We start from the raw sequence: 23,874 nt of genomic DNA on the forward strand, positions 1-23,874 counted from the left end.
CGCCATTGCTACAGACGATGCGCAACCCCCGACCGGAGATATTCAAGCGCTCGCATTCGCCGGCACTTTGCGCAAGAATGTCGGCCACTCACATCTATCTGGAAAAAAACCTCATGAATGTAATCACCACCGATCTGCCCGGTGTTCTGATCATCGAACCCAAGGTATTTGGTGACGAGCGCGGCTTCTTCTACGAGAGTTTCAACGCCAAGGCGTTCCAGGAAGCGACCGGTCTGGACACCCAGTTCGTGCAAGACAACCACTCACGCTCACAGAAAGGCGTGCTGCGCGGCCTGCATTACCAACTGCAGAACACTCAAGGCAAACTGGTTCGGGTCACTGCCGGTGAAGTGCTTGATGTGGCGGTGGACATTCGCCGCAGCTCGCCGCACTTCGGCAAATGGGTTGCCGTACGCCTGTCGGCCGAGAACCACCGCCAATTGTGGGTGCCGGAAGGCTTCGCCCATGGTTTCGTGGTACTGAGCGAGTTCGCTGAATTCCTCTACAAGACCACCAACTACTACGATCCATCGTCCGAGCGCAGCATTCGCTGGGACGACCCTGCTCTGGGCATCGACTGGCAACTGGACGAAGCGCCGAAGCTGTCGGCCAAGGATCAGGTCGGTGCACTGCTCAAGGACGCTGACGTCTTCGCCTGAGCCTAGGCATAATGCGCCTGTCACTACAGGCGCATTCGGCTCATGAAACCTACCCTTCCCCGCAGACCACGCTGGCGCAGCCTCGCCCTGCTGGCCCTGTGTCTGGCGCCGCTGCTGTGGCCGCTGGAGCATCTGGCCGAGCGCTATTACCGCAGTGAACTGGCCGGACAAAACCGCCAGACCCTCGACCTCTACGTCGCCAACCTGCTGGGTACCCTGCACCGTTATGAAGTGTTGCCGCAGATCCTCGGCGACCTTCCGGCCCTGCGCGCCGTACTCGGGGCACCGGACGACGGCGTCACCCAGGGCAACGCCAATCGCCTGCTGAAAAACATCGCCGCACAGACTGGCGCAGAAGTCATGTACCTGATGGACACCAGCGGCCAGACCCTGGCGGCGTCGAACTGGGACAAACACGACAGTTTCGTCGGACGCAATTTCGCTTTCCGTCCGTATTTCAGCGAGGCCATGGCTGGGCGTCTGGGACGCTTCTTCGGCCTCGGCACTACGTCGGCCAAACGCGGTTATTTCTTCGCCGCCGCCGTGCGCAATGGCGAAAAAATCATCGGTGTGCTGGTGATCAAGGTCGACCTCGATCACACCGAAAGCCTGTGGGGCAAAACCCCGGAACAACTGTTGGTGACCGACCATAACGGCGTGGTCATCCTTACCTCGCGCCCGGAGTGGCGTTTCCGATCGACCCGGACGTTGAGCGAAACCGAGCGCTCGGCGATCACCGCGATCCTGCCCTATCCGACCCGCGAGCCGCGCCCTCTGAACCTCAGCGAAAACGCCTGGCTGACGCAGACCGTGAACATCGCCGAAACCGGCTGGAGCGTCAGCATCCTTGCCCCGCGCACGCTGATCGATCGTCCGGTGCGCACCGTTGTCGCCATCGGTGGTGCCACGCTGTTGGTGGTGATGCTCCTGCTCGGTTTGATGATGCAGCGCCGTCGGCATTATCTGGAACGTATTGCCTTCGAAGCCAAGGCCCGTCGTGAACTCGAAGGCCGGGTGGCGGAGCGGACCAGTGATCTGGAAGGCCTCAACCGCCGCCTCAAGCAGGAAGTGCTGGAGCGCGAACAGGCGCAGCAGGAACTGGTACGGGCCCAGGATGATCTGGTCCAGGCCGGCAAACTCTCGGCACTGGGCACGATGTCGGCGAGCATCAGCCACGAGCTCAATCAGCCGCTGGCGGCGATCCGCAGCTACGCGGAAAACGCCGAAGTGCTGCTTGATCACCAACGCACCGAAGACGCCCGTGGCAACCTCAAACTGATCAGCGAACTGACCGGGCGCATGGCCTCGATCATCGCCCACCTGCGTGCCTTCGCCCGCCGCGACCGCCATGCTCCGGAAAGCGTGGCCCTGCAACCGGCGCTGGATGATGCGCTGGCATTGCTGGCCAAACGGCGCCGCAGCATGGAAGTCGAGCTGATCCGCGACCTGCCCGCCGCCACCCTGTGGGTCGAGGCCGGGGAAACCCGACTGCGCCAGGTGCTCGGCAATCTGCTGGCCAACGCCCTCGATGCGCTGACCGAAAAAGGCCCGCCGCGCAAACTGTGGCTGAGTGCCGAATCCACGGCCGAAGGCGTCAATCTGTACATTCGCGACAACGGCCCGGGCTTTTGCATGGAAGCCCTCGGCCGCGCCAGCGAGCCCTTCTACACCACCAAGACCCGCACTCAGGGCCTTGGTCTGGGGCTGGCGATTTGTGAAACCCTGATGCGCGCCTTCGGCGGTGAACTGTCGTTCGCCAACCACAAGCAAGGCGGCGCCTTGATCACCCTGCGGCTGCGCGCCGGCGCACCCGGGGTCAGCCTGCAACCGTCCGAGGATCGAAGTGCATGACCATCGACAATCGCATTCAGGTGGTGTTGATCGACGACGATCCGCACCTGCGTCAGGCCCTCGGCCAGACCCTGGACCTGGCCGGGCTGAAAATCCTCCCGTTGTCCGAGGCCAAAGGTCTCGCCGCGCAACTGGAGCGTGACTGGCCCGGTGTGGTGGTCAGCGACATCCGCATGCCGGGCATGGACGGCCTGGAGCTGTTGAGCGAATTGCACGCTCAGGATCCGGAGCTGCCGGTGCTGCTGATCACCGGCCACGGCGACGTTCCGCTGGCGGTGCAGGCAATGCGTGCCGGCGCCTATGACTTTCTGGAAAAACCGTTCGCCAGCGATGCCCTGCTCGACAGCGTGCGCCGCGCCCTCGCCCTGCGCCGGCTGGTGCTGGACAACCGCAGCCTGCGTCTGGCCCTGAGCGACCGTAACGAATTGAGCGCGCGACTGGTCGGCCATTCGGCGCCGATGCTGCGCTTGCGCGAGCAGATCGGCGCACTGGCGGCGACCAAGGCCGACGTGCTGATTCTCGGTGAAACCGGCGCCGGCAAAGAGGTCGTGGCCCGTGCGCTGCACGATTTGTCGAGCCGGCGTAACGGGCCGTTCGTGGCGATCAACGCCGGGGCGCTGGCCGAATCGGTGGTCGAAAGCGAGCTGTTCGGCCATGAGCCGGGCGCGTTCACCGGCGCGCAGAAACGCCGGATCGGCAAGTTCGAATTCGCCAATGGCGGCACACTGTTCCTCGATGAAATCGAAAGCATGAGCATGGACGTGCAGGTGAAACTGCTGCGCATGCTGCAAGAGCGTGTGGTTGAACGATTGGGCGGCAATCAGTTGATCCCGCTGGACATCCGCGTCATCGCCGCGACCAAGGAAGACCTGCGGCAAGCCGCCGATCAAGGACGCTTCCGCGCCGACTTGTATTACCGTCTGAACGTGGCGCCGCTGCGCATTCCGCCACTACGCGAACGCGGCGAAGATGCGCTGGTGCTGTTCCAGCATTACGCCGACGAAGCCAGCGCCCGCCATGGTCTGCCGCCTCACGAACTGCAACCGGCGCAACGCGCTTTACTCTTGCGCCATAGCTGGCCCGGCAATGTGCGCGAACTGCAGAACGCCGCCGAGCGTTTCGCCCTCGGTCTGGAGCTGGCGCTGGACAACAGTGGAAGTGAAGGCGGCGGCACCGCCGTCGAAGTCATCAGTGGCGGGCTCAGCGAGCAAGTGGAAAACTTCGAGAAATCGTTGATTGCCGCCGAACTGGCGCGCTCCCACAGTTCGGTGCGCAGCCTTGCCGAAGCCCTGGGCATTCCGCGCAAGACCCTGCACGACAAACTGCGCAAGCACGGCTTGAATTTCGCCGACAGTAACGCCCATGGAGACGAAGCCGAATGAGCCGCGACAGTCGCTATCTGGAATCGGTGCTGCATCACGACATTCCCCTGACCCGCGAGATGGGCCTCAAGGTCCTCGGCTGGCACGAGCAGCAATTGAGTCTGCACTTGCCGCTGGAGCCGAACGTCAATCACAAGAGCACCATGTTCGGCGGCAGTCTCTACTGCGGCGCGGTGCTGGCGGGTTGGGGCTGGCTGCATCTGCGCCTGAAGGAAGAAGGCATTGAAGACGGGCACATCGTGATTCAGGAAGGCCAGATCAGCTATCCGTTGCCGGTAACCGGCGATGCCACGGCCATTTGCCCGGCCCCGCAGGCAGCCGTCTGGAAGAAGTTTCTGGCGATGTATCAGCGCTATGGACGCGCGCGATTGACCCTCGATACGCGAATCGTCAACACCGGCAGTGATGAGGATGCAGTGACGTTTCGCGGGCAGTACGTTTTGCACCGCTGAAGCAAAAGATCGCAGCCTTCGGCAGCTCCTACAGGGAAATGCTAAATCCTCCGTAGGAGCTGCCGCAGGCTGCGATCTTTTGATCTTTTGATCTTATGAGCGGGCCAGCTCCAACAGTCTTGAACGCCAAGCCGCTTTCGCCGGCAACGCCAGAAAGAACTCATTGAGCAGCGATTCCCGCGCCGGGTAACAGAACGCGTCGCCCTGCAGATCCAGCACCTCGCCGCCTGCACCTTCGAGCACGCCCTGCGCTGCCGCAGTGTCCCATTGCGAAGTCGGCGCCAATCGCGGATAACAATCCGCCGCCCCTTCAGCCAACAGACAAAACTTCAGCGAACTGCCGATGTTTGCCAGTTGCAACTCGCCCAGGCTAGCGCTCAAACCGGCGAGCAGACGTTCCTGCTCCGCACTGGAGTGGCGACGGCTCGCCACCACGGTAAACGCTTCACCGGGCGCGAGCACGTCACGCACCTGAATCGCCACCGGCGAACCACCCTTGTCCCCACGCCACGCGCCGAGACCGGCACCGCCAACATAGAACCGGCCATTGGTCGGCATCGACACCACGCCAAACACCACCCGCCCGTTTTCGATCAGGGCGATATTGACGGTGAATTCTTCGCTGCCGCTGATGAACTCCTTGGTGCCATCCAGCGGGTCCACCAACCACCAGCGCTGCCACCCGGCGCGCACGCTCTGCGGGATGCTGGCATCTTCCTCGGACAGAATCGGAATACTGGAGTCCAGAGCGGTCAGCCCGGCGACGATCACGTGGTGCGCGGCCATGTCCGCTGCGGTCACCGGTGAATCATCAGACTTGGCGGTGACCTCCACGCCAGAGCGCCAGAACGGCAGAATCGCCTCGCCAGCCTGCAAGGCCAACGTAACCACCGGCGCCATTAACGGATGGGGAAACTTCATCGATATCTCACTCATGACTGAAAATACCCGCGCTGTCCCAGCAGATCGCGGGTCAGGTACAACGCCGCCAAGGCGCGTCCCTCGGAAAATTGCGGATTCTGCGCCAGCGCCGCCAGTTCACGCAGGTTGACCTTGTCGACCCGCATCGGCTCGGGCTCGTCGCCCTCCAATCGCTCTTCATACAGGTCGGTGGCCAGCACCACCTGAATCTTCTGACTCATGTAACCGGGCGATAACGACAATTCGGTCAGATGCTCCAACTGACGAGCGCCATAACCGGCCTCTTCCTTGAGCTCGCGCTCGGCCGCGGCCAGCACATCCTCACCCGGCTCGATCAAGCCTTTGGGCAAGGACAATTCGTATTCATCAGTGCCGCCGCAGTACTCCTCGACCAGCACCGCATGTTCACTATCGAGCATTGCCACGATCATCACTGCGCCATAGCCCGCGCCTTTGCCGACCAGACGCTCGTAGGTGCGTTCCACGCCATTGGAAAAACGCAACTTCAGTTCTTCGACGCAAAACAGGCGACTGGTGGCGACAATCTCGCGGGCGAGTACAGTGGGTTTCTGGCGCATGCAAAGCTCCTTGGCGTGAACGCGCTACTATAACGCGGCTTTCCCGATTGTTTGTGTCGGATATCTTTCTACCGCTCGAGACGTTGCCATGCCTTCTTTACCATGGTCTGACATCGATACCGTTCTGCTGGACATGGACGGTACCTTGCTGGACCTGCACTTCGACAACCACTTCTGGCTGGAACACCTGCCACAACGCTACGCCGATCTGCACGGAGTGAGCCGGGCCATGGCCGACATGGAGCTGCAGCCGTTGTTCGAGCGCCATGCCGGACAGCTGCAGTGGTACTGCCTGGATTTCTGGAGTGCCGAACTGAAGCTCTCGGTACGTGAACTGAAACGGGAGACCGCGCACCTGATCGCGCTGCGTCCGGATGCCGACACCTTTCTGCAGGCGATCAAAGAGGCCGGCAAACGGGTGATCATGATCACCAACGCGCATCGCGATTCACTGTCGCTGAAACTGGAGCGGATCGAACTGGCGCCCTATTTCGAACGGCTGATCAGCTCACACGATTACGGTTATCCCAAAGAGAACCCGCAGTTCTGGGATGCCTTGCAGGCGGATATCGGTTTCGATCCGGCGCGCAGTCTGTTCATTGACGATACGTTGCCGATTCTGCGCAGTGCGCGGGAATTTGGTGTGACGCATTTGTTGGCGGTGAAAGAGCCGGACAGTCGCAAGGGGCCGAAGGACACGGCTGAGTTTGCGGCAGTTGAAGATTACCGCGATTTGATTCAGGGACTCTGATTTCCTGCAGGAGCTGCCAAAGGCTGCGATCTTTTGACTTTGATTGTTTAAAAAACAAGATCAAAAGATCGCAGCCTTCGGCAGCTCCTACGGGATGTTGTGTTACTCGGGGATACGCAGGGTCTGGCCCGGGTAGATTTTGTTTACATCCTTGAGCATTGGTTTGTTGGCCTCAAAGATCTTGTTGTACTGGTTGGCGTTGCCATACACCGCCAGGGAAATCGCGCTGAGGGTGTCGCCCTTTTTCACCACTACAAAACGTGCTGCAGCCACAACCGGACCGGTCACGGTGATCTGATCATCAACGCTGCCCACGCCTTCGATGTTACCCACCGCCAGCAGAATTTTTTCCTTCTCCTCCTGGCTCGCTACCTCACCGGTAACAGTCACCTTGTCGCCATCCACGGTTGCCTGAACATTCGGATTGCCCAGCCCGACCTTGCTGATGTGTTCCTTCAACTGCTCGCTGGCATTGGCATTACCAGGGGTCAGCAGATCGATCAGTTTCTCACCGGCCTCTTTCACAAAGCTCAACAGACTCATGGCGCACACTCCTTGATTTGGATTCCAGACGTCCAAGCCTAGACCACGTTTGCCGGACCCGGTTCCAGCCCGACCAATGACCCGGCTCCGCCGCTGGCTCAAGCGTCTGGCGCGCGTCCCGCAGATCGCGGTCCCTTGCTTGATCGACGGCGTCTATCAATAGATCGACAGTAGCGATTAGACGCGACAAGTTGCCGCGCCTAGTCTTAGCGTTGATCAATCCGTCGGTGATGCCATGAACGCCAAGCGCCCAACTTGCGCGGCGCCTGCACTTCAAACGCCCGCGCCCGCCGCCAGCCAGACCTACAGTTACAGCGATCTGCCCCTTGTGGAATCGGCCAGCACCGCGCTCGCCGAGGAAGTCGCGCTGGCGATCGCCTACAACGGCATCAGTCAGGCGGTGATGCTGGTGACGCCGACGGATCTGGAAGATTTCATCGTCGGTTTCAGCCTCGGCAGCGGCATCATCGCAGACGCCAGCGACATTTATGACCTGCAACTGACCGGCTCGGGCTCGGCGCAATACGCGCAAGTGACCATCGCCAACCGCGCCTTCTGGAACCTCAAACAACAGCGCCGACAACTGGCCGGCACCAGCGGCTGCGGTCTGTGCGGCGTTGAAGCGGTCGAGCAAGCCCTGCCCGATCTGCAAGTCCTGCCCGGCGCACCGCTGCCGCCCGCCGCATGGCTCGACGGTCTGCGCCAGCGCATCGGCGCGTTCCAGCCCCTCGGCCAGCACTGCGGTGCGGTACACGCCGCAGTGTTCATGAACGCCAGCGGTGAATTGCTGCTGGGCCGTGAAGACATCGGTCGGCACAACGCCCTCGACAAGCTGATTGGCGGGCTGATCCGCCAGAAGATTTGCACCGACGGCGGCCTGGCGATTGTCACCAGCCGGTGCAGTCTCGAATTGATCCAGAAAGTGTTGCGCGCCGGGATCCAGACGCTGGTCAGCCTGTCCGCGCCCACGGGCCTTGCCGTGCAATGGGCCCGTCGCCACAACCTCAATCTCATCCACCTGCCGCAGAAGAATGCGCCGCGGGTCTACAGCCCAGCGATGGAGAACCAAGCGTGAGCCAACATCATCAAGCCGACCAGAAACCTGTCCCGCGCTACAAGCCTTACAAGGGCCCTGCCGGCGGCTGGGGTGCACTGATCAGTGTGGCTCAGGCCTGGTTGACCAGCGACAACGCGCTGAAAAACCTGCGCATGATGCTCAAGACCAACCAGAACGGCGGCTTCGACTGCCCAGGCTGTGCCTGGGGCGATTCGCCGGAAAGTGGCATGGTCAAGTTCTGCGAGAACGGCGCCAAAGCGGTGAACTGGGAAGCGACCAAGCGTCGAGTGGACGGCAAGTTCTTCGCCAAACACAGCGTCACGTCGTTGCTGGAGCAGAGCGACTATTGGCTTGAATACCAGGGCCGCCTGACCGAGCCGATGGTCTACGACGCGCAGACCGACCGCTACAAGCCGATCGCCTGGGATGACGCCTTCGCTCTGATCGGCAAGCACCTGCAAGCGTTGTCGAGCCCGGATCAAGCCGAGTTCTACACTTCGGGCCGCGCCAGCAACGAAGCGGCGTACCTGTATCAACTGTTCGTGCGTGCCTACGGCACCAACAACTTCCCCGACTGCTCGAACATGTGCCACGAGGCCAGCGGTGTGGCATTGGCGCAGAGCGTTGGCGTCGGCAAAGGCACGGTCACTTTCGACGACTTCGAACACGCCGATGCGATTTTCGTCTGGGGCCAGAACCCCGGCACCAACCACCCACGGATGCTCGAACCGCTGCGCGAAGCCGTGAAGCGCGGCGCACAAGTGGTGTGCATCAACCCGCTGAAAGAGCGCGGTCTGGAACGTTTCCAGCATCCACAGCATCCGCTGGAAATGCTCACCAATGGCGACAAACCGACCAACACCGCGTACTTCCGTCCGGCACTGGGCGGCGACATGGCGGTGCTGCGCGGCATGGCCAAGTTTCTTCTGCAGTGGGAGCGCGATGCGCAGAAGGCCGGTGAGCCTGCGGTGTTCGATCACGACTTCCTCAATGCCCACAGCACCAACGTGCTGGAGTATCTCGGCGTGGTGGATGACACGCCGTGGGAGCAGATTGTCGCGCAATCCGGCCTGACCCTGGTCGACATCGAACAAGCGGCGCGCATGTACGCCAAAGGCAAGAATGTGATCATGTGCTGGGCGATGGGTATCACCCAGCATCGTCACTCGGTGCCGACCATCCAGGAAATCGCCAACCTGATGCTGCTGCGCGGCAACGTCGGCAAACCCGGTGCCGGCCTGTGTCCGGTGCGCGGTCACAGTAACGTGCAGGGCGACCGCACCATGGGCATCAACGAGCGCCCACCGGTGGCGTTCCTCGACGCTCTTGAGCGGCGTTTCCAGTTCAAGGTGCCGCGTGACAACGGGCACAACGTGGTCGAGGCGATCCATGCCATGGCCGAGGGCCGCGCCAAGGTCTTCATCGGTCTGGGCGGCAACTTCGCCCAGGCCACGCCGGACAGCCCGCGCACCTTCGCGGCGCTGAGCAACTGCGACCTCACGGTGCAGATCAGCACCAAGCTCAACCGCAGCCACCTGGCCCACGGCAAGGACGCGCTGATCCTGCCGTGCCTCGGCCGCACCGACATCGACATCCAGACCGAAGGCCCGCAGGCAGTCACCGTGGAAGACTCTTTCAGCATGGTCCACGCCTCCAATGGTCAGTTGCAGCCGCTGTCGAACCAGATGCGCTCGGAACCGGCGATCATTGCCGGGATCGCCGCCGCCACGCTGGGCAGCAAACCGGTGGACTGGAACTGGCTGGTGGCCGATTACGGGCGCATCCGCGACCTGATCGCCGATACCATTCCGGGTTTCAAGGACTTCAACGAGAAGGTCAAGAATCCAGGTGGGTTCTACCTCGGCAACAGTGCTGGCGCACGCAAGTGGAACACCCCGTCGGGCCGGGCCAATTTCCGCGCCAACCGGCTGCCCAAGGATCTGGTGCACGAACGCACCCGCGCCACCGGGCAACTGCCGGACCTGATCCTGCAATCGATGCGCTCCCACGATCAGTACAACACCACCATCTATGGCCTCGACGACCGTTATCGTGGGGTCAAGGGCCAACGCGACGTACTGTTCGCCAACGAGGCCGACATCATTCGTCTGGGTTTCCGTCCCGGGCAGAAGGCGGACATTGTGTCGCTGTGGGACGATGGCCGTGAACGTCGGGTGAAGGGCTTTACCTTGCTGGCGTTTGATATTCCGGCGGGTCAGGCGGCGGCTTACTATCCGGAAGTGAATCCGCTGGTGCCGCTGGAGAGCACCGGCGATGGCAGCCATACGCCGACGTCGAAGTTCATTGCGATCCGTCTTGAGGCGGCGAGCGAGACGGGTTTGATCATGGCCAAGTCTGCTTGAACACGCTGCCCTGTGGCGAGGGAGCTTGCTCCCGCTGGAGGCCGCAGGACTCCCTCCGTTTTGCATTTTTTGGGGCCGCTTCGCGGCCCGACGGGAGCAAGCTCCCTCGCCACAAGATTTGTGTTGAATCTCTGTCCTGAAGCTTTCATACGCCCACAAAAAAGGCCGCTTTTGCATAAAAGCGGCCTTTGTGAAGTAGCTAAAGACCGGCGAAAATCGCTTAAGTTCCGCATACAAAACAGCAACTTGCAGAATTGTATACAGGTCGTGTTATTCGTCGGATTTCGATTGTCAGTCTTGGTACAGAGCCTCAGGATCGCGCCGTCATCCCTTTGAGGCTCCTCTATGAAGTTCTCCTCGATTCTCTTGTTGTCCCTTGGCCTGGTCAGTGGCTTCGCTTCTGCCGGAGGCACCACCGAAGCAGGTGTGGGCGGCGCATTGGGCGGGGTTCTTGGCTCGGTCGTCGGTCAGTCTTTAGGCGGCAATACAGGTTCAACCATTGGCGCAGCCCTGGGCGGCGCGGGTGGTAGCGCGGTCGGCGCCAACAAGCACAGCCGTGGCGAAGCGGCCATCGGTGGTGCGCTGGGCGCAGCCGGCGGTAACGTGGTCGGCCGCAGCATGGGCGGCACCACCGGCAGCCTGATCGGCGCCGCAGCAGGTGGCGGCGCCGGTGGCGCGCTGGGCAACTACATGGGTAACGAAAGCCGTGACGAAGGTCGTCATTACGATCGTGGCCGCGACGACCGTCGCTACTACCGCGACCGTCATCCTGGCCGTGGCCACGCTTATGGTCACCGCAAGCATCACCGCTACTATCGCGACTAATCCGTTGCGTTAAGCGGGAAAGCAAAAATCGCAGCCCAAGGGCTGCGATTTTTTTTGCCCTGGTTCAAACCACCAGACGCTCCAGCGCTTCACGCAATCTGCCTGGAATCGACACCGGCTGATTGCTCGTTCGTTCCACGAATACATGGACGAAACGCCCCGCCGCACAGGCCTCAGTTTCACCGACCTTGAACACCGCCAGTTCGTATTGCACCGAACTGTTGCCCAGCTTGCCGACCCGCAGACCGATCTCGATCAAGTCCGGAAAAGCGATCGAGGCAAAGTAGTCACAGGCCGAACTGACCACAAACCCCACCACCTCGCCGTCATGAATATCCAGGCCGCCGACCTGGATCAGGTAGGTATTCACTGCAGTGTCGAAGAAGCTGTAATAGGTGACGTTATTCACATGCCCGTAGACGTCGTTGTCGTGCCAGCGCGTGGTGACCGCCTGGAAATGCGGGTAATCGGAGCGTTGTGGCATCGGGTTGGACATCAGCATTGATCCAGGAAGTTTTGCGAGCAGTCTAAAGGCGAAACCGTGGTGGCTCTAGCAATCAGCGTTCGGCAAACCCCTTGCCCTGAGCCGCCAGCTCGCCAATCAAGCGCGCCGGTTGCCACTGATCACCCTGCCGCGTTTGCAGTGCCAGCAAGCGCTGATGAATGTCCGCCAGCCCCTGCTGATCCGCCCAGGCCATCGGACCGCCCTTGTCGGCCGGGAAGCCGTAGCCGTTCAGGTACACCAGATCAATATCATGGGCCGACCCGGCAATGCCTTCCTGAAGAATCTTTGCGCCCTCGTTGACCAGCGCCAGCAGGCAACGCTCCAGAATCTCCTCCGGACCGATCGCGCGGCGCTGGAAGCCCAGCCCTTCGCTGACCCGCAGCACCAGTGCATCGACTTCGGGATCAGGCTCGGCCTGTCGACTGCCCGGCTCATAGTGATAATAACCATTGCCGGATTTCTGCCCGAAGCGGCCCATCTCGCACAAACGGTTGTCCACCTGAACCTCCGGCGCATCCTGCCCCTTGCCGGCCAGCTCGCGTGCGCGCCATTCCAGATCAATACCGACGACGTCATACATGCGGAACGGCCCCATGGCGAAACCGAACCCCTGCAGCGCCGCATCCACCTGTTGTGGATAAGCGCCCTCAAGCAGCATCTTGCGCGCCTCCAGCACATACGGATGCAGCATGCGATTGCCGATAAAGCCGTGGCAGTTGCCCGACACCACACTGACCTTGCCCATGCGCTTGCCCAGCGCCAGCGCCGCTTCCAGTGCAGGCGGCGAAGTCTGTGCCCCACGGACGATTTCCAGCAGTTTCATGATGTGCGCGGGGCTGAAGAAATGCAGGCCGAGCACTTGCGACGGACGTCGAGTCGCAGCAGCAATCGCGTCGATATCCAGCGCCGAAGTGTTACTCGCCAACAACGCCTCAGGCTTGAGCAGGCCATCCAGCTCGCGAAAGATCTTCTGCTTGAGCTCAAGGTTTTCGTATACCGCTTCGATCACCAGATCGACATTGCGAATCGCCGGGTAATCCGCCGCCGCGCTGATCCGGGCAAGGCGTGCGTCGGCTTCGACCTGATCGATCCGGCCCTGGCGCACATTGTGTGCATAGGTGTCGGCCACCGTCGCCAGTGCCTGCTCAAGCATTTGTGGATTGTTATCAACCCACTGCACGGCGATGCCAGCATTGGCCAGGCACATGACAATGCCGCGGCCCATGGTGCCCGCGCCGATCACGGCAGCTTGCTGAATATCGAAGGATGTCTGGCTCATGTTGTTCTCTTGTTGGCGATCCAAAGACAGCCTTCACCATAGTCAGGCACCGGACGTTTTTGAAGTTTATTACCGTGATGAGCGACATTCAGCGCATTGATAAACCCCAATCGCCCTGAAATCGCACACTGCAGGAGCTACCGACCTATCAGAGATGTTCTTGAGCCCAACTGCGAACCTCGGCGTACGGATACTCCTCCAGCGCCGCATACCCCGAAATCGTCCGTGCCTTTAACCTGGTGAACAACGGCACACTGATCCCGCACAGAAACCGCGTCAGCCGATCCGCCGTCGGCACACTGCCAGTGTGCTGTTCGTGCCTGTGGATAAAATCACCGCACAGCGTCGCGAAGTTTTTATCCACAAGCGCTGGCAACTCGGGAGGCGCCGGAAGGCGCGCGACATCACCGTGGCACACCGAACAGTGCCCGCATCGCTCGGGGGCGTTGTGATCGCCGAAGTGTTCGGCCAGGCGATGGCCCAGGCAGCGCTCAGTGCCGAACAGTTCGAGCATGGCGTGAATCCGTGCTATTTCAGTCTGTTCATGCCGGGTGAAATACGCATGCAATTCGGCGCTCAAAACAGCGCTGTCGAAATCACTGTGCAGCACGGTGTAGACCTCGGTCATCTGCTTGCTCTCAAGCTCGACCCAGCCCTTCTCCTGAAAGTAATCCAGCGCCTTCACCACCCGGTTGCGCTCAGCCGAATACTGCGTGTACATCGCTTCGAAATTCACCGTGGCCCAGGTGCGTGCGCGACTGGAGGTGTGGATGATGGCCGCGACGAAATCCCTGCGCTCACCGTCGAAACGCTCAAGCAAGGCTTCCGGCTCCAGCAGGTATTTGAAACGGTATTCGGCGTAATAGGCATAGCGCGGCGCGATCAAACCGCGCAGCTCCATTTGCACCAGTAAAGTTTTCAGCGGCAACGCGCGAATGTTGCTCTGATCGGCCAGCGGCCCGAGCAGAAACTCCCACTGCCCTTCGGCTGCGGCAGCCTGCATTTCTTCCAGCACACAACGAATCCCTTCACACTCCGGGGTATCGCCGTAGACGAAGTTTTCCAGCACGTTGACGCTGTCGCGGTTGGCCAGCACCAGGCAATCCGACGGCTGCCCGTCGCGTCCGGCACGACCGATTTCCTGACTGTAGTTCTCGATGGATTTCGGCAGATCGAAATGCACTACATTGCGGATGTCGCTCTTGTCGATCCCCATACCGAAGGCAATGGTTGCGACGATGCAATTGGACTGCCCGGCCATGAACCCCTTCTGAATCGCCTCGCGCTGATCATTGGGCAAACCGGCGTGATAGGCCTGGGCCTGTATGCCGTTGCGCCCCAGATGCTCGGCGATGTGTTCGGCGGTTTTCTGCAGCGTCACGTAGACAATGCTCGGCTGACCTGGACGCTCGCTCATCCACTCCACCAGGCGCCGGCGCTTGTCCTCGCCGCGTACCGGTTCCACCAGCAGATTGAGGTTGGGTCGATAGAAGCCGGTGGTCACCACATCAGCGGCGGCGATGGCGAATCTGGCCTGCATGTCGGCGACGACTTTCGGCGTCGCCGTAGCCGTCAGCAGCAGGGTTTGCGGGATGTTGAACTGGTGCTGATAGTCCGGCAGCTTCAGATAGTCGGGGCGGAAGTTGTGGCCCCATTCCGAAATACAGTGCGCTTCATCAATCACCAGCAACGAGATCGGCACCTGCTGCAAAAAGTTGCGAAAACGCTCGTTCTTCAGACGCTCCACCGAAATCATCAGAATCTTCAATTCACCCGAACGGGCGCGGGCCATCACGTCATTGGCATCATCGCGACTTTGCGCCGAATCGATGCTGCCGGCACTGATACCGTGACGTTTGAGGAATGCCAGTTGATCCTGCATCAACGCCAACAGCGGCGACACCACCAATGTCAGATGCGGCAGCAACAGTGCCGGCACTTGATAGCACAGTGACTTGCCGGATCCGGTGGGGAAAATCGCCGCCGCCGAGCGCCCGGCCAGTACAGCGCTGATTGCCGCTTCCTGTCCGGGTCGAAACTGTGGATAACCGAAAACCTGTTCCAGGGTGTGGTGCATGCGCTGTCACTCCGTTGACCGCTGTGATGCCAACAGCCTAGCGGGCGATCACAGCGAGTCGAGAAAAGGTCGGGGTCAATTCGATACGGAATGATACAGCGCCGGGGCGGATGCCACCGGATCAAACAAGGAAACAATTTGCCTCTCGCCGGCCTGACCGCAAGGCAGGTAACGTGCGCCGCATCCACGAAACGAGCGTCGTGCCAGGACGGCCGACACCCGTGGATCAACTCAAGGAATAAACATGTCCGACAGACTGAAACTGCTCCTCACCCTGACGCTCGCATCGCTGTTGCTGGGCGGATGCATGCAACTCCCCGATGACATTCCGCCCCTCGCCATGTGCGCCACCGCAGGCCACGCAATCACATAGTTCTCGCCGCAACGACGACCCTAGGGACGCAGCACCGCCACGCGAAGTTGCGCATTCAGTTCCTGTTCATGCACACCCTGGCTCTTGCTCGCCCACTGTGCATGGGCCGGACTGATATCGCCGGTAAACGCCGCCGCCAGTTGTCGCAGGTCCGCCACACTGCGCACTCGTGCACAGAACAGCTGTTCGCCACAGTCCTGACTGGCGTTGCGATAAATGCCCAGCAAACGCTCCCACAGTCCCTCGCGCACCTGCCGGATCGGTTTGAGCCGCACATGCGGCACATCCAGTTGCCGTTGCAGTGCGCCTGCATCCAGCGTTTCACTCGCCAGCAGGACTTTGGCGAACATCAACACTTCGGCACGTGAAGCAGTATCGATGCGGGCCTGGCTGGACAGCGCGTCGGGCCAGCCGGTGCGTTGCAGATCGACAAACATCCAGCCGTTGCCGGCATCAGCAGCTACGGCCAAGCGGCAACCACTGGTCCACAGCAATAAAATCGAGGCTATTCGTAGCCACCGCATACTCAATTCCCTTTAAGCGCGCATCGGACGTTTGGCAACGTCCTACAGTTTCTGGCGCGCACCATACAGAGGATTCTCAAGAAACGCCTGTGAATCCCGTGGGAAATTTCTGCGCTAAGGGTTTTACCTCGAAAAAGCTGCAAAACCTTGTAGGGCAATTGCCCGAGTCCCGGAAAAACCCCTACGAACTCCGTCCATCACGGCGGTCTTGTGACCCCTTGCCACGCACTTCTATAGTGGCCGGCGCGGCTGCAACCACTGGAGCGACTTCGTACAGGACACGTCTGAACATGAACATGCATAACCCGCTGGCCAATCGTTATCGCCCGCTCAAAAGCACCGGCGGCGATCATCCGGTGCTGACCATAGATACCCAAGCCAGCCACGGCGAACTGCTCGATGCTGCGCATCAACGCCTGCGTGCCGCCAGCGATTTGCTGGAGACTCTTTACTGTTTGTGTTTCAAACAGGCCGATGTCAAAGACATCCCGAACATCGTCAACGCCCTGTATTTATTGACCCAGGACGGCTGCGAACTTCTGGAAGTAGCAAAACTTCAACTTGCAAACGCTTTATAAAATCACGCGCACAAACAACGCAACAACTAACCACTTCATATCCGCAATATAAAAAACTAGCCTGCTTGCTCTTAATTCATTCAAGAGCAACATGATGAGCACATTGACTATTTTCTTTTGCGGCACGGGTTCCACCAAGTTCGACACCAGCAACAACAACTATTGGAACGGCGAGTTGGTGTCCACTCTCGCTTCGCACCACGCGGGCCGCGAGTTCGCCGAATGGATTGTCGTCGACGGCCCCGGCTCCAGTAACCTGCAGGCCGATGAGCTGTTCACCAAATCTGCCGACTACGGTCTCAGCGGCACGTTGTTCGGCAAGGGCTGGGAGGAAAACGTGCTGCACGCAATGAACATCATCAAAGGCAAGTGCGACTGGCAACGCCAGCAACTGACCGAAGCGGAATACAACCGTCTCAAAGCGGCCGGCATTCCCATTGAAGATGTAAAAATCGAAGGCTCCTGGTTTTGGCGTAAATACAACTATGGAGAACGCAGCGTGACCCAGCAGAAGTTGCAGGAGCAAATCATTAAAACGTTCCGCAAGGACGGCATTCTTCCCACTCAGGTCAACTTGGTCGGCTGGAGTCGAGGCGGTATAAGTTGCCATATGCTGGCCAACGCCATGTTCAATGACAGTGCTTTGAAAAGCATTCCGGTGAAGATCCTCGCCATTGATCCGGTGCCCGGTATCGGCAACTTCCAGGAACATCGGGTCAAACTCAACAGCAACGTCAAAGAATACGTTGGCTTCTATGCCCGCGACGAGCGTTCGAAAGGTTTCAGCTGCGTTATCCCGCAAACGGCTACCGGTACACGCACGCACGTCTTCCCGATCCCTGGCCGCCACGCCACCCTGGTCGGCAACGCTGCCGCTGACGGCAACGCCGGCCCGAAGGTCCTCGCCGAACCCGGCCAATTTGTGCGCCACTTCGCCGAAACCTGCCTCAAGCGCTGGGGCACCCCACTGACCAACACCCTGAACCTGAGCGAGGCCGCCCTGAAGCAATGCGGCGATGCGATGGTCAGGGACGCCGCGAAATACAAGGCCATGGAAAAGTACTCCTACACCTGGTTCACCGAACTGGACCAAGGCGAACGCTACGTTTCGCTGGGCAGCAGAGGTTTGCCTTTCTCGTCGGTGAAGGGCGGGATCTACGCGCCGGATAGTGGATTGACCACCAGCGTGCTGGACTTGGCGGCATACCGGCATATCCGTTGAGGCCGGTGGGGTGGTGATCGGCGTAACGCGAAAAACCTACAGCAACATTCTGCGGGAATAATGGCAGTTGAACCGATAACAACAGCTAAGCCATGACCCACAAAAAAGCCGCCCCTAGAGGCGGCTTTTCAGTTCACAACAAACCACTCTTACAACTTAGGACCCGCAGCCTTGATCGCGTCGCTCACTTCGAACTTTTTGAAGTTCTCGATGAACAGACCGGCCAGGGCCTTGGCCGCTTCGTCGTAGGCAGCCTTGTCAGCCCAGGTGTTGCGTGGGTTGAGCAGGTTGGTTTCAACACCCGGTACGGCCAGTGGCACGTCGAGGTTGATGGTGTCCAGGTGCTCGGTGGCGGCACCGATCAGTGCGCCGCTCTGGATCGCGGCGATCACCGCACGGGTGGTCGGGATGTTGAAGCGTTTGCCGACGCCGTAGCCACCGCCGGTCCAGCCGGTGTTGACCAGGTAGACCTTGGAGCCGAAGCCGCGGATGCGCTTGATCAGCAACTCGGCGTATTCACCAGCCGGACGCGGGAAGAACGGTGCGCCGAAGCAGGTGGAGAAGGTCGACTTGATGCCGCTACCCGAACCCATTTCAGTCGAGCCCACCAGTGCGGTGTAGCCGGACAGGAAGTGGTAGGCCGCTTGTTCTTCGTTGAGGATCGACACTGGCGGCAGGACGCCGGTCAGGTCGCAGGTCAGGAAGATCACCGCGTTTGGCTCGCCGCCCAGGTTCTTCGCGGAACGCTTGGCAACGTGCTCCAGCGGGTAGGCCGCGCGGCTGTTCTGGGTCAGGCTGACATCGGCGTAGTCGGCGTGCTTGGCATCGTCGATGACCACGTTTTCCAGGACGGCGCCGTGCTTGATGGCTTTCCAGATGACCGGTTCGTTCTTCTCGGACAGGTCGATGCACTTGGCGTAGCAGCCGCCTTCGATGTTGAAGACAACGCCTTCGCCCCAGCCGTGTTCGTCGTCACCGATCAGGTAACGGCTTTCATCGGCCGACAGGGTGGTTTTACCGGTGCCCGACAGACCGAAGAACAGGGTCACATCGCCTTCTTCGCCGATGTTGGCAGCGCAGTGCATTGGCAGCACGTCAGCGGCCGGCAGCAGGAAGTTCTGCACGGAGAACATGGCTTTCTTCATCTCACCGGCGTAACGCATGCCGGCAATCAGCACTTTCTTCTGCGCGAAGTTGATGATCACGCAACCGTCGGAGTTGGTGCCGTCACGCTCAGGCACGCACTCGAAGTTGGCCACGTTGAGCACTTGCCACTCTTCACGACCGGCCGGGTTGTACTGGGCCGGGTTGATGAACAGGCAACGACCGAACAGGTTCTGCCAGGCAGTCTGGGTGGTCATTTTCACGGCCAGGTAGTGATCTTCAGCCGCGCCTACATGCACGTGGGAAACAAAGTGCTCTTGCGCGTTGTTGAACGCCTCGACACGAGCCCACAGCGCGTCGAACTTGTCGGCCGGGAACTTGCGGTTGATCGGGCCCCAGGCGATAGCGGCCTGGGTGGAAGGCTCTTCAACGATGAAACGATCGACTGGCGAACGGCCGGTGCGGTGACCGGTGCGAACAACCAGAGCGCCGGTATCGGCAAGCTCGCCCTCACCGCGTTGCAGGGCTTCTTTTACCAGATCATCAACACTCAGATCGGTGTACACGGCGTTATTGGCTTGCGTCATGAGGTTCCCCGTCGGCCAGTGGCCGAGTGTGCTCCAAACGTTTTGTAGTAGAAAGTCGTGCACTACTACCGCGAAAAAAGTGGGCCGGATTATGCCAGAAAAGCCCAAAAAGAGTAGGGTCCTCCCGTCGTAACGGCGAAATTCCGTCGTTACGCAGTGAATTTACCTGCGCTGAACCGTTTTAGTGCCGGGTATCTGACGGCGTGTCGACGCCTGCGCCAGCGAACAATTGAGCAATATCGGCCGCATCGAACACGTAACGCTGGTTGCAGAACTGGCAATCGATCTCGACTTCGCCACCGCGTTCGGCCACCAGTGCCTGCGCGTCTTCCAGACCCAGGCTGACCAGCGCATTACCCGAGCGTTCCCGCGAGCAGCTGCAGCGGAAGCGCAGGTTTTGCACATCAAATAGGCGCACCTGCTCTTCGTGGTAAAGGCGATGCAGGACGGTTTCGTTGTCCAGGCTGAGCAATTCATCGGCGCTCAGAGTGCTGGCCAGCGCGGTGATGTGCTGCCAACTGGCGGCACGATCTTCTTCGTCTTTCAGACGGTCGGCCGGCAGTTGTTGCAGCAGCATGCCGCGGGCACGACGGCCGTCGGCGAACAACTTGAAGCGGGTGCCAACCTGCTGAGACATGACGAAATAATTGGTGAAGCATTCCGACAGGGTTTCACCGTCGAGGTCGACGATCCCCTGGTAACGCTGGCCAATCGTCGGGTCGACGGTCAGGGTCAGGTCACCGCCCGGCATCAGGTCGGCAAGGGTCGCATCCGGGGCGATCTGCTCGGCGTTATAACGCGCCAGACCACGGATCTCGCGCTCGCTGGAGCATTCGATCATCAGCAGCGGAATCGGGCCTTCGGAGCGCGCCTGCAGAATCAGCAAGCCGTCGAATTTCAGGGTGCCCACCAGCAACGAAGCGGCGGCCATCAATTCGCCGAGCAATTGCGCGACCGGCTCCGGGTACGGGTGCTTGGCGAGGACTTCGGCGTAGCTGCGCTCAAGCGCAACCAGTTCGCCGCGAGTGTCGCTGTCATCGAAGATGAAACGTTGGGTGAAATCGGTATCCGCTAGGTCGGTCATAATTTTGGGTATCTGAATGTGGTGACAAAATGGTTACAAGACGTGAAAATTTGCGCTTCTTGGCACCCTTTTTGGTGCCAGCGCTAAGCCATGGGAGGCATTTTATGAACAATCCGGGTTTGTTCCAATCAAGGTGGAACCTCGGCCGGCTGGTTCTGTGTAACGTAGTGCCCTTGGCGCTACTGGCTTTCTGGTTATGGCCTACGGGCCAAATGCTGTGTGTGATTTTCGACGAGTGGCTGTTCCGCTCACTCAATGCACCACTGGCCAGCAACCCCATATGGCTCCACATCTGGGCAATTGCAAGTCTGCGCCCGTTCGACATCGTTGTAGGTCTGATTCTGCTGACGCTGCTGATCAAGGGTGACTGGGTGTTCAAGGCGATTGATGTACGTCGCGCCTTTTTCGGTTTTTTCTCGATTCTGCTGCTGATGGTGGTGATTCGCGCGCTGTTTTCCAAATTCGCCGATCACATGGACTGGCAGCACAGCAGCCCATCGATGGTGCTGGAAGGCGCGGTGCACCTGAGTGACTACTTCCCGCACCTGGAAAAAGCCTGGGAGCTGAAGGATCGCTCGAGTCAGAGCTTCCCCGGTGACCACGCTTCGGTGTTGCTGATCTGGGCGCTGTTCATGGGCGTATTCAGTCGCTCGATCGGCCAGTTCCTCACAGTCTGGGCCCTGGCACTGCTGTTCATGCTGCCGCGTCTGGTGGCCGGCGCGCACTGGGGCCAGGACGATTACATCGGCGGCATGCTGCTGGCGGTGTGGGCGTTGGGCTGGGGTTATTACACACCGTTCGCTTATCACGCCGCCAACTTCTGGCTGAAGGTGACTGCGCCGGTTTTCAATCTGCTGGGCAAGCTGCCGGTGGTTTCGCGGATGAGTGTGGTGTCTGCCGCGAACTGACAGTTGTGTGAAGACCTGTGGCGAGGGAGCTTGCTCCCGCTCGGCTGCGTAAGCAGTCACAGAACCAGTCGACCCGGTTTTACTTTGAAATACATGATCGACTGGATAGGGAGTCCTTCGGCCTCCAGCGGGAGCAAGCTCCCTCGCCACAATGGTGTGCTGTGTCTGTCAATCGCTGTTGCTGTTCCCACGAAATTTGAACAGATCCCGCCGCTGCTTCTTGCTCGGCTTGCCGTCGGTGCTCACGCCCAGCGCCCCGGCCTTGCGCATCGCCGCTGCCGCTTCACGTTTGGCAATACTCGCCTCAGTCTCGGAATACAGCGTCTGCGCCTCGGGTGCGCCGCGACGCACGATCGACAAGGCGTCGACCCTCACCGTGCGCTCTTCAAAACCGGTACGAATCTCGAATTCATCGCCAATGCGTGGCTCTTTGCCAGGCTTGCAGCGCTCCCCTCGGCAGTGCACCTTGCCACTTTCGATGGCCGCTTTGGCCAGCGCCCGGGTTTTATAAAAGCGCGCCGCCCACAACCACTTGTCGAGACGGACCTTGTCGTCCTCTTCGCTTTTTTGTGCCATGGAATTTCCTCATTCTGAAATATTGATGAACTGTACTACCGTTTCTGTCGTGCCATGAATGACGCCGCCGCGGATTACAATGCGCACCATCCGACACCCGCTTGAGGCGTCGGCGATCCGGGCCGTAGAAATCTGTCGCCTTTTAACCCTTATTCTGCGTGAATACCGCGAATCCGGCCCTTGCGGGCTGAGCGGTTGCCACGGTTGAGCATTTTTTTGAAGACATTTGACCATTTGACCGTTGTCGGTCTGCGCGAGTGGGTGGCGCTCCCGGATCTGGGAGTCGCGGGCCTGCGGGCGAAAATCGACACCGGCGCCAGCACCTCCAGCCTGCACGCCACCGACATCGAACCGTTCGAGCGCGATGGCGAGAAGTGGGTGCGTTTCACTGCGCACCTGGGCACGGTGGTGCAGTTGCGTCATCGGCGTTGCGAAGCACCGCTGGTGACGCGCAAAACCATCAAAAGCTCCAACGGCCAGGCCCAGGTGCGCTACGTGATCAGCACCACCCTGGCCCTCGGTGATCGGGTCTGGCAGGTCGAGTTCACCCTCGCCTGCCGCAAGTCCATGCGCTATCGCCTGTTGCTCGGGTCCAAAGCCTTGATCGACGGCCAGCTGGTGGTCAATCCGGGCATCAAATATGTACAAGACAAGCCGGTGTTCCCGGTATCTACCTCCTCCACAGGTGTTGCATGAAGATCGCTGTGCTGTCGCGGAATCCGCGTCTGTATTCCACCCGTCGCCTGGTCGAAGCCGGCACCGAGCGCGGGCATGAAATGGTCGTGATCGACACCTTGCGCGCCTACATGAACATTGCCAGCCACAAGCCGCAGATCCACTATCGCGGCAAACCGCTGGAAGGCTTCGACGCGGTGATCCCGCGAATCGGGGCGTCGGTAACGTTCTACGGTTGCGCCGTGTTGCGCCAGTTCGAAATGATGGGGGTGTTTCCGCTCAACGAATCGGTGGCCATCGCCCGCTCGCGAGACAAATTGCGTTCGCTGCAACTGCTGTCGCGTCGCGGCATCGGCCTGCCGGTCACCGGCTTCGCTCACTCGCCGGACGACATTCCCGACCTGATCGACATGGTCAACGGCGCGCCGCTGGTGATCAAGGTGCTGGAAGGCACTCAAGGTATCGGTGTGGTGCTGTGCGAAACCGCAACCGCAGCAGAATCGGTGATCGAGGCGTTCATGGGCCTGAAGCAGAACATCATGGTTCAGGAATACATCAAGGAAGCCGGCGGTGCGGATATCCGCTGTTTCGTGGTCGGCGACAAGGTGATCGCAGCCATGAAACGTCAGGCCAAACCGGGCGAGTTCCGCTCCAACCTGCACCGTGGCGGCAGCGCCAGCCTGATCAAGATCACCCCGGAAGAACGCATGACCGCGTTGCGTGCGGCCAAGGTCATGGGCCTGGCGGTGGCGGGTGTGGATATCTTGCGTTCGAACCACGGGCCATTGGTGATGGAAGTGAACTCGTCGCCGGGCCTGGAAGGCATCGAGACCACCACCGGCAAGAACGTGGCGGGGATCATCATCGAACACCTTGAGAAGAATGGCGGGCCGAACATGACCCGGACCAAGGGCAAAGGTTAAAAGCAAAAGATCGCAGCCTTCGGCAGCTCCTACAGGGTTCGGATTACCATGTAGGAGCTGCCGAAGGCTGCGATCTT

At 60.2% G+C, this 23,874-nt stretch carries 23 protein-coding genes; 13 read left to right on the plus strand and 10 right to left on the minus strand.

Annotated elements, in window-relative coordinates; genetic code table 11:
- The first annotated feature begins 113 nt into the window (after positions 1-113).
- The 4 genes from rfbC to ACM6HV_RS13115 are packed head-to-tail and all read left to right on the plus strand — an operon-like array spanning position 114 to position 4,344.
- Complete coding sequence (gene rfbC, locus ACM6HV_RS13100) at positions 114-659, plus strand: dTDP-4-dehydrorhamnose 3,5-epimerase (protein ID WP_047290831.1); 546 nt, start codon at positions 114-116, stop codon at positions 657-659.
- Positions 660-701: 42 nt separating this feature from the next.
- Positions 702-2,510: an ATP-binding protein gene (locus ACM6HV_RS13105; RefSeq protein WP_145595854.1), complete on the plus strand. Its 1,809-nt coding sequence runs from the start codon at positions 702-704 to the stop codon at positions 2,508-2,510.
- Complete coding sequence (locus ACM6HV_RS13110; protein ID WP_145595853.1) at positions 2,507-3,892, plus strand: sigma-54-dependent transcriptional regulator; 1,386 nt, start codon at positions 2,507-2,509, stop codon at positions 3,890-3,892. Before ACM6HV_RS13105 ends, ACM6HV_RS13110 begins: the two co-directional genes overlap by 4 nt.
- Entirely contained in the window at positions 3,889-4,344 is a 456-nt protein-coding gene (locus ACM6HV_RS13115) for a thioesterase domain-containing protein (RefSeq protein ID WP_041071291.1), read from the plus strand. Before ACM6HV_RS13110 ends, ACM6HV_RS13115 begins: the two co-directional genes overlap by 4 nt.
- Before the next feature lie 93 nt (positions 4,345-4,437).
- On the opposite strand, the gene cysQ is transcribed toward ACM6HV_RS13115, so the two are convergent.
- Both cysQ and nudE read right to left on the minus strand, forming a co-directional pair.
- Entirely contained in the window at positions 4,438-5,265 is an 828-nt protein-coding gene (gene cysQ, locus ACM6HV_RS13120) for a 3'(2'),5'-bisphosphate nucleotidase CysQ (RefSeq protein WP_414904379.1), read from the minus strand.
- Between the two features lie 11 nt (positions 5,266-5,276).
- The gene (nudE, locus tag ACM6HV_RS13125; protein ID WP_041071285.1) at positions 5,277-5,843 is read right to left on the minus strand and encodes an ADP compounds hydrolase NudE; all 567 of its coding nucleotides are present in this window, start codon (positions 5,841-5,843) and stop codon (positions 5,277-5,279) included.
- Between the two features lie 88 nt (positions 5,844-5,931).
- On the opposite strand from nudE, the gene yrfG reads away from it, so the two are divergent.
- Positions 5,932-6,594, plus strand: a complete 663-nt coding sequence (gene yrfG, locus ACM6HV_RS13130) for a GMP/IMP nucleotidase (RefSeq protein ID WP_414904380.1) — start codon at positions 5,932-5,934, stop codon at positions 6,592-6,594.
- Positions 6,595-6,696: 102 nt separating this feature from the next.
- Here the strand turns inward: yrfG and lysM are convergent, their stop codons facing one another.
- The gene (gene lysM / locus ACM6HV_RS13135) at positions 6,697-7,137 is read right to left on the minus strand and encodes a peptidoglycan-binding protein LysM (RefSeq protein WP_027611221.1); all 441 of its coding nucleotides are present in this window, start codon (positions 7,135-7,137) and stop codon (positions 6,697-6,699) included.
- A 235-nt stretch (positions 7,138-7,372) separates the two neighbouring features.
- On the opposite strand from lysM, the gene fdhD reads away from it, so the two are divergent.
- From fdhD to ACM6HV_RS13150, 3 genes are all read left to right on the plus strand, one after another.
- Positions 7,373-8,212 (plus strand): formate dehydrogenase accessory sulfurtransferase FdhD, encoded by an 840-nt coding sequence (gene fdhD, locus ACM6HV_RS13140; protein ID WP_145595843.1) that lies wholly within the window; start codon positions 7,373-7,375, stop codon positions 8,210-8,212.
- Positions 8,209-10,557: an FdhF/YdeP family oxidoreductase gene (locus ACM6HV_RS13145; protein ID WP_414904381.1), complete on the plus strand. Its 2,349-nt coding sequence runs from the start codon at positions 8,209-8,211 to the stop codon at positions 10,555-10,557. Before fdhD ends, ACM6HV_RS13145 begins: the two co-directional genes overlap by 4 nt.
- Positions 10,558-10,902: 345 nt before the next feature.
- Complete coding sequence (locus ACM6HV_RS13150; RefSeq protein WP_047290823.1) at positions 10,903-11,382, plus strand: glycine zipper domain-containing protein; 480 nt, start codon at positions 10,903-10,905, stop codon at positions 11,380-11,382.
- Positions 11,383-11,446: 64 nt separating this feature from the next.
- Here ACM6HV_RS13150 and ACM6HV_RS13155 read toward each other — a convergent pair whose 3' ends face one another.
- From ACM6HV_RS13155 to ACM6HV_RS13170, 4 genes are all read right to left on the minus strand, one after another.
- The gene (locus ACM6HV_RS13155) at positions 11,447-11,878 is read right to left on the minus strand and encodes an acyl-CoA thioesterase (protein ID WP_145595838.1); all 432 of its coding nucleotides are present in this window, start codon (positions 11,876-11,878) and stop codon (positions 11,447-11,449) included.
- 61 nt (positions 11,879-11,939) lie between these two features.
- Entirely contained in the window at positions 11,940-13,166 is a 1,227-nt protein-coding gene (locus tag ACM6HV_RS13160; protein ID WP_047290822.1) for a 3-hydroxyacyl-CoA dehydrogenase, read from the minus strand.
- Positions 13,167-13,314: 148 nt separating this feature from the next.
- Positions 13,315-15,243, minus strand: coding sequence for an ATP-dependent DNA helicase RecQ (locus ACM6HV_RS13165; RefSeq protein ID WP_145595836.1), 1,929 nt, complete (start codon positions 15,241-15,243; stop codon positions 13,315-13,317).
- Positions 15,244-15,636: 393 nt separating this feature from the next.
- Positions 15,637-16,140 (minus strand): polysaccharide deacetylase, encoded by a 504-nt coding sequence (locus ACM6HV_RS13170; RefSeq protein WP_414904382.1) that lies wholly within the window; start codon positions 16,138-16,140, stop codon positions 15,637-15,639.
- A gap of 290 nt (positions 16,141-16,430) precedes the next feature.
- Between ACM6HV_RS13170 and ACM6HV_RS13175 the strand changes: the two genes are divergently transcribed.
- Entirely contained in the window at positions 16,431-16,718 is a 288-nt protein-coding gene (locus tag ACM6HV_RS13175; protein ID WP_414904383.1) for a hypothetical protein, read from the plus strand.
- A gap of 94 nt (positions 16,719-16,812) precedes the next feature.
- The gene (locus ACM6HV_RS13180) at positions 16,813-17,940 is read left to right on the plus strand and encodes a hypothetical protein (protein ID WP_414904384.1); all 1,128 of its coding nucleotides are present in this window, start codon (positions 16,813-16,815) and stop codon (positions 17,938-17,940) included.
- Between the two features lie 149 nt (positions 17,941-18,089).
- On the opposite strand, the gene ACM6HV_RS13185 is transcribed toward ACM6HV_RS13180, so the two are convergent.
- Positions 18,090-19,631 carry a phosphoenolpyruvate carboxykinase gene (locus ACM6HV_RS13185; RefSeq protein ID WP_041071255.1) on the minus strand — a complete coding sequence of 514 codons (1,542 nt, stop codon included), beginning with the start codon at positions 19,629-19,631 and terminating at the stop codon, positions 18,090-18,092.
- A gap of 181 nt (positions 19,632-19,812) precedes the next feature.
- Positions 19,813-20,715 (minus strand): Hsp33 family molecular chaperone HslO, encoded by a 903-nt coding sequence (gene hslO / locus ACM6HV_RS13190; protein ID WP_145595830.1) that lies wholly within the window; start codon positions 20,713-20,715, stop codon positions 19,813-19,815.
- Between the two features lie 104 nt (positions 20,716-20,819).
- Here hslO and ACM6HV_RS13195 point away from each other — a divergent pair, with 104 nt between their 5' ends.
- The gene (locus ACM6HV_RS13195) at positions 20,820-21,623 is read left to right on the plus strand and encodes a phosphatase PAP2 family protein (protein WP_414904385.1); all 804 of its coding nucleotides are present in this window, start codon (positions 20,820-20,822) and stop codon (positions 21,621-21,623) included.
- A 168-nt stretch (positions 21,624-21,791) separates the two neighbouring features.
- On the opposite strand, the gene ACM6HV_RS13200 is transcribed toward ACM6HV_RS13195, so the two are convergent.
- Positions 21,792-22,199, minus strand: a complete 408-nt coding sequence (locus ACM6HV_RS13200) for a S4 domain-containing protein (protein WP_145595826.1) — start codon at positions 22,197-22,199, stop codon at positions 21,792-21,794.
- 234 nt (positions 22,200-22,433) lie between these two features.
- Between ACM6HV_RS13200 and ACM6HV_RS13205 the strand changes: the two genes are divergently transcribed.
- Both ACM6HV_RS13205 and rimK read left to right on the plus strand, forming a co-directional pair.
- A complete protein-coding gene (locus tag ACM6HV_RS13205; RefSeq protein ID WP_174377334.1) occupies positions 22,434-22,895 on the plus strand; it encodes an ATP-dependent zinc protease in 462 nt (153 codons plus the stop codon).
- Positions 22,892-23,797, plus strand: coding sequence for a 30S ribosomal protein S6--L-glutamate ligase (rimK, locus tag ACM6HV_RS13210; protein ID WP_007949201.1), 906 nt, complete (start codon positions 22,892-22,894; stop codon positions 23,795-23,797). The genes ACM6HV_RS13205 and rimK overlap by 4 nt, the downstream gene beginning before the upstream one ends.
- Positions 23,798-23,874: the final 77 nt, after the last annotated feature.

Source organism: Pseudomonas sp. IT-P260, from assembly GCF_949768395.1.
GTDB classification, from domain to species: Bacteria; Pseudomonadota; Gammaproteobacteria; order Pseudomonadales; family Pseudomonadaceae; genus Aquipseudomonas; species Aquipseudomonas parakoreensis.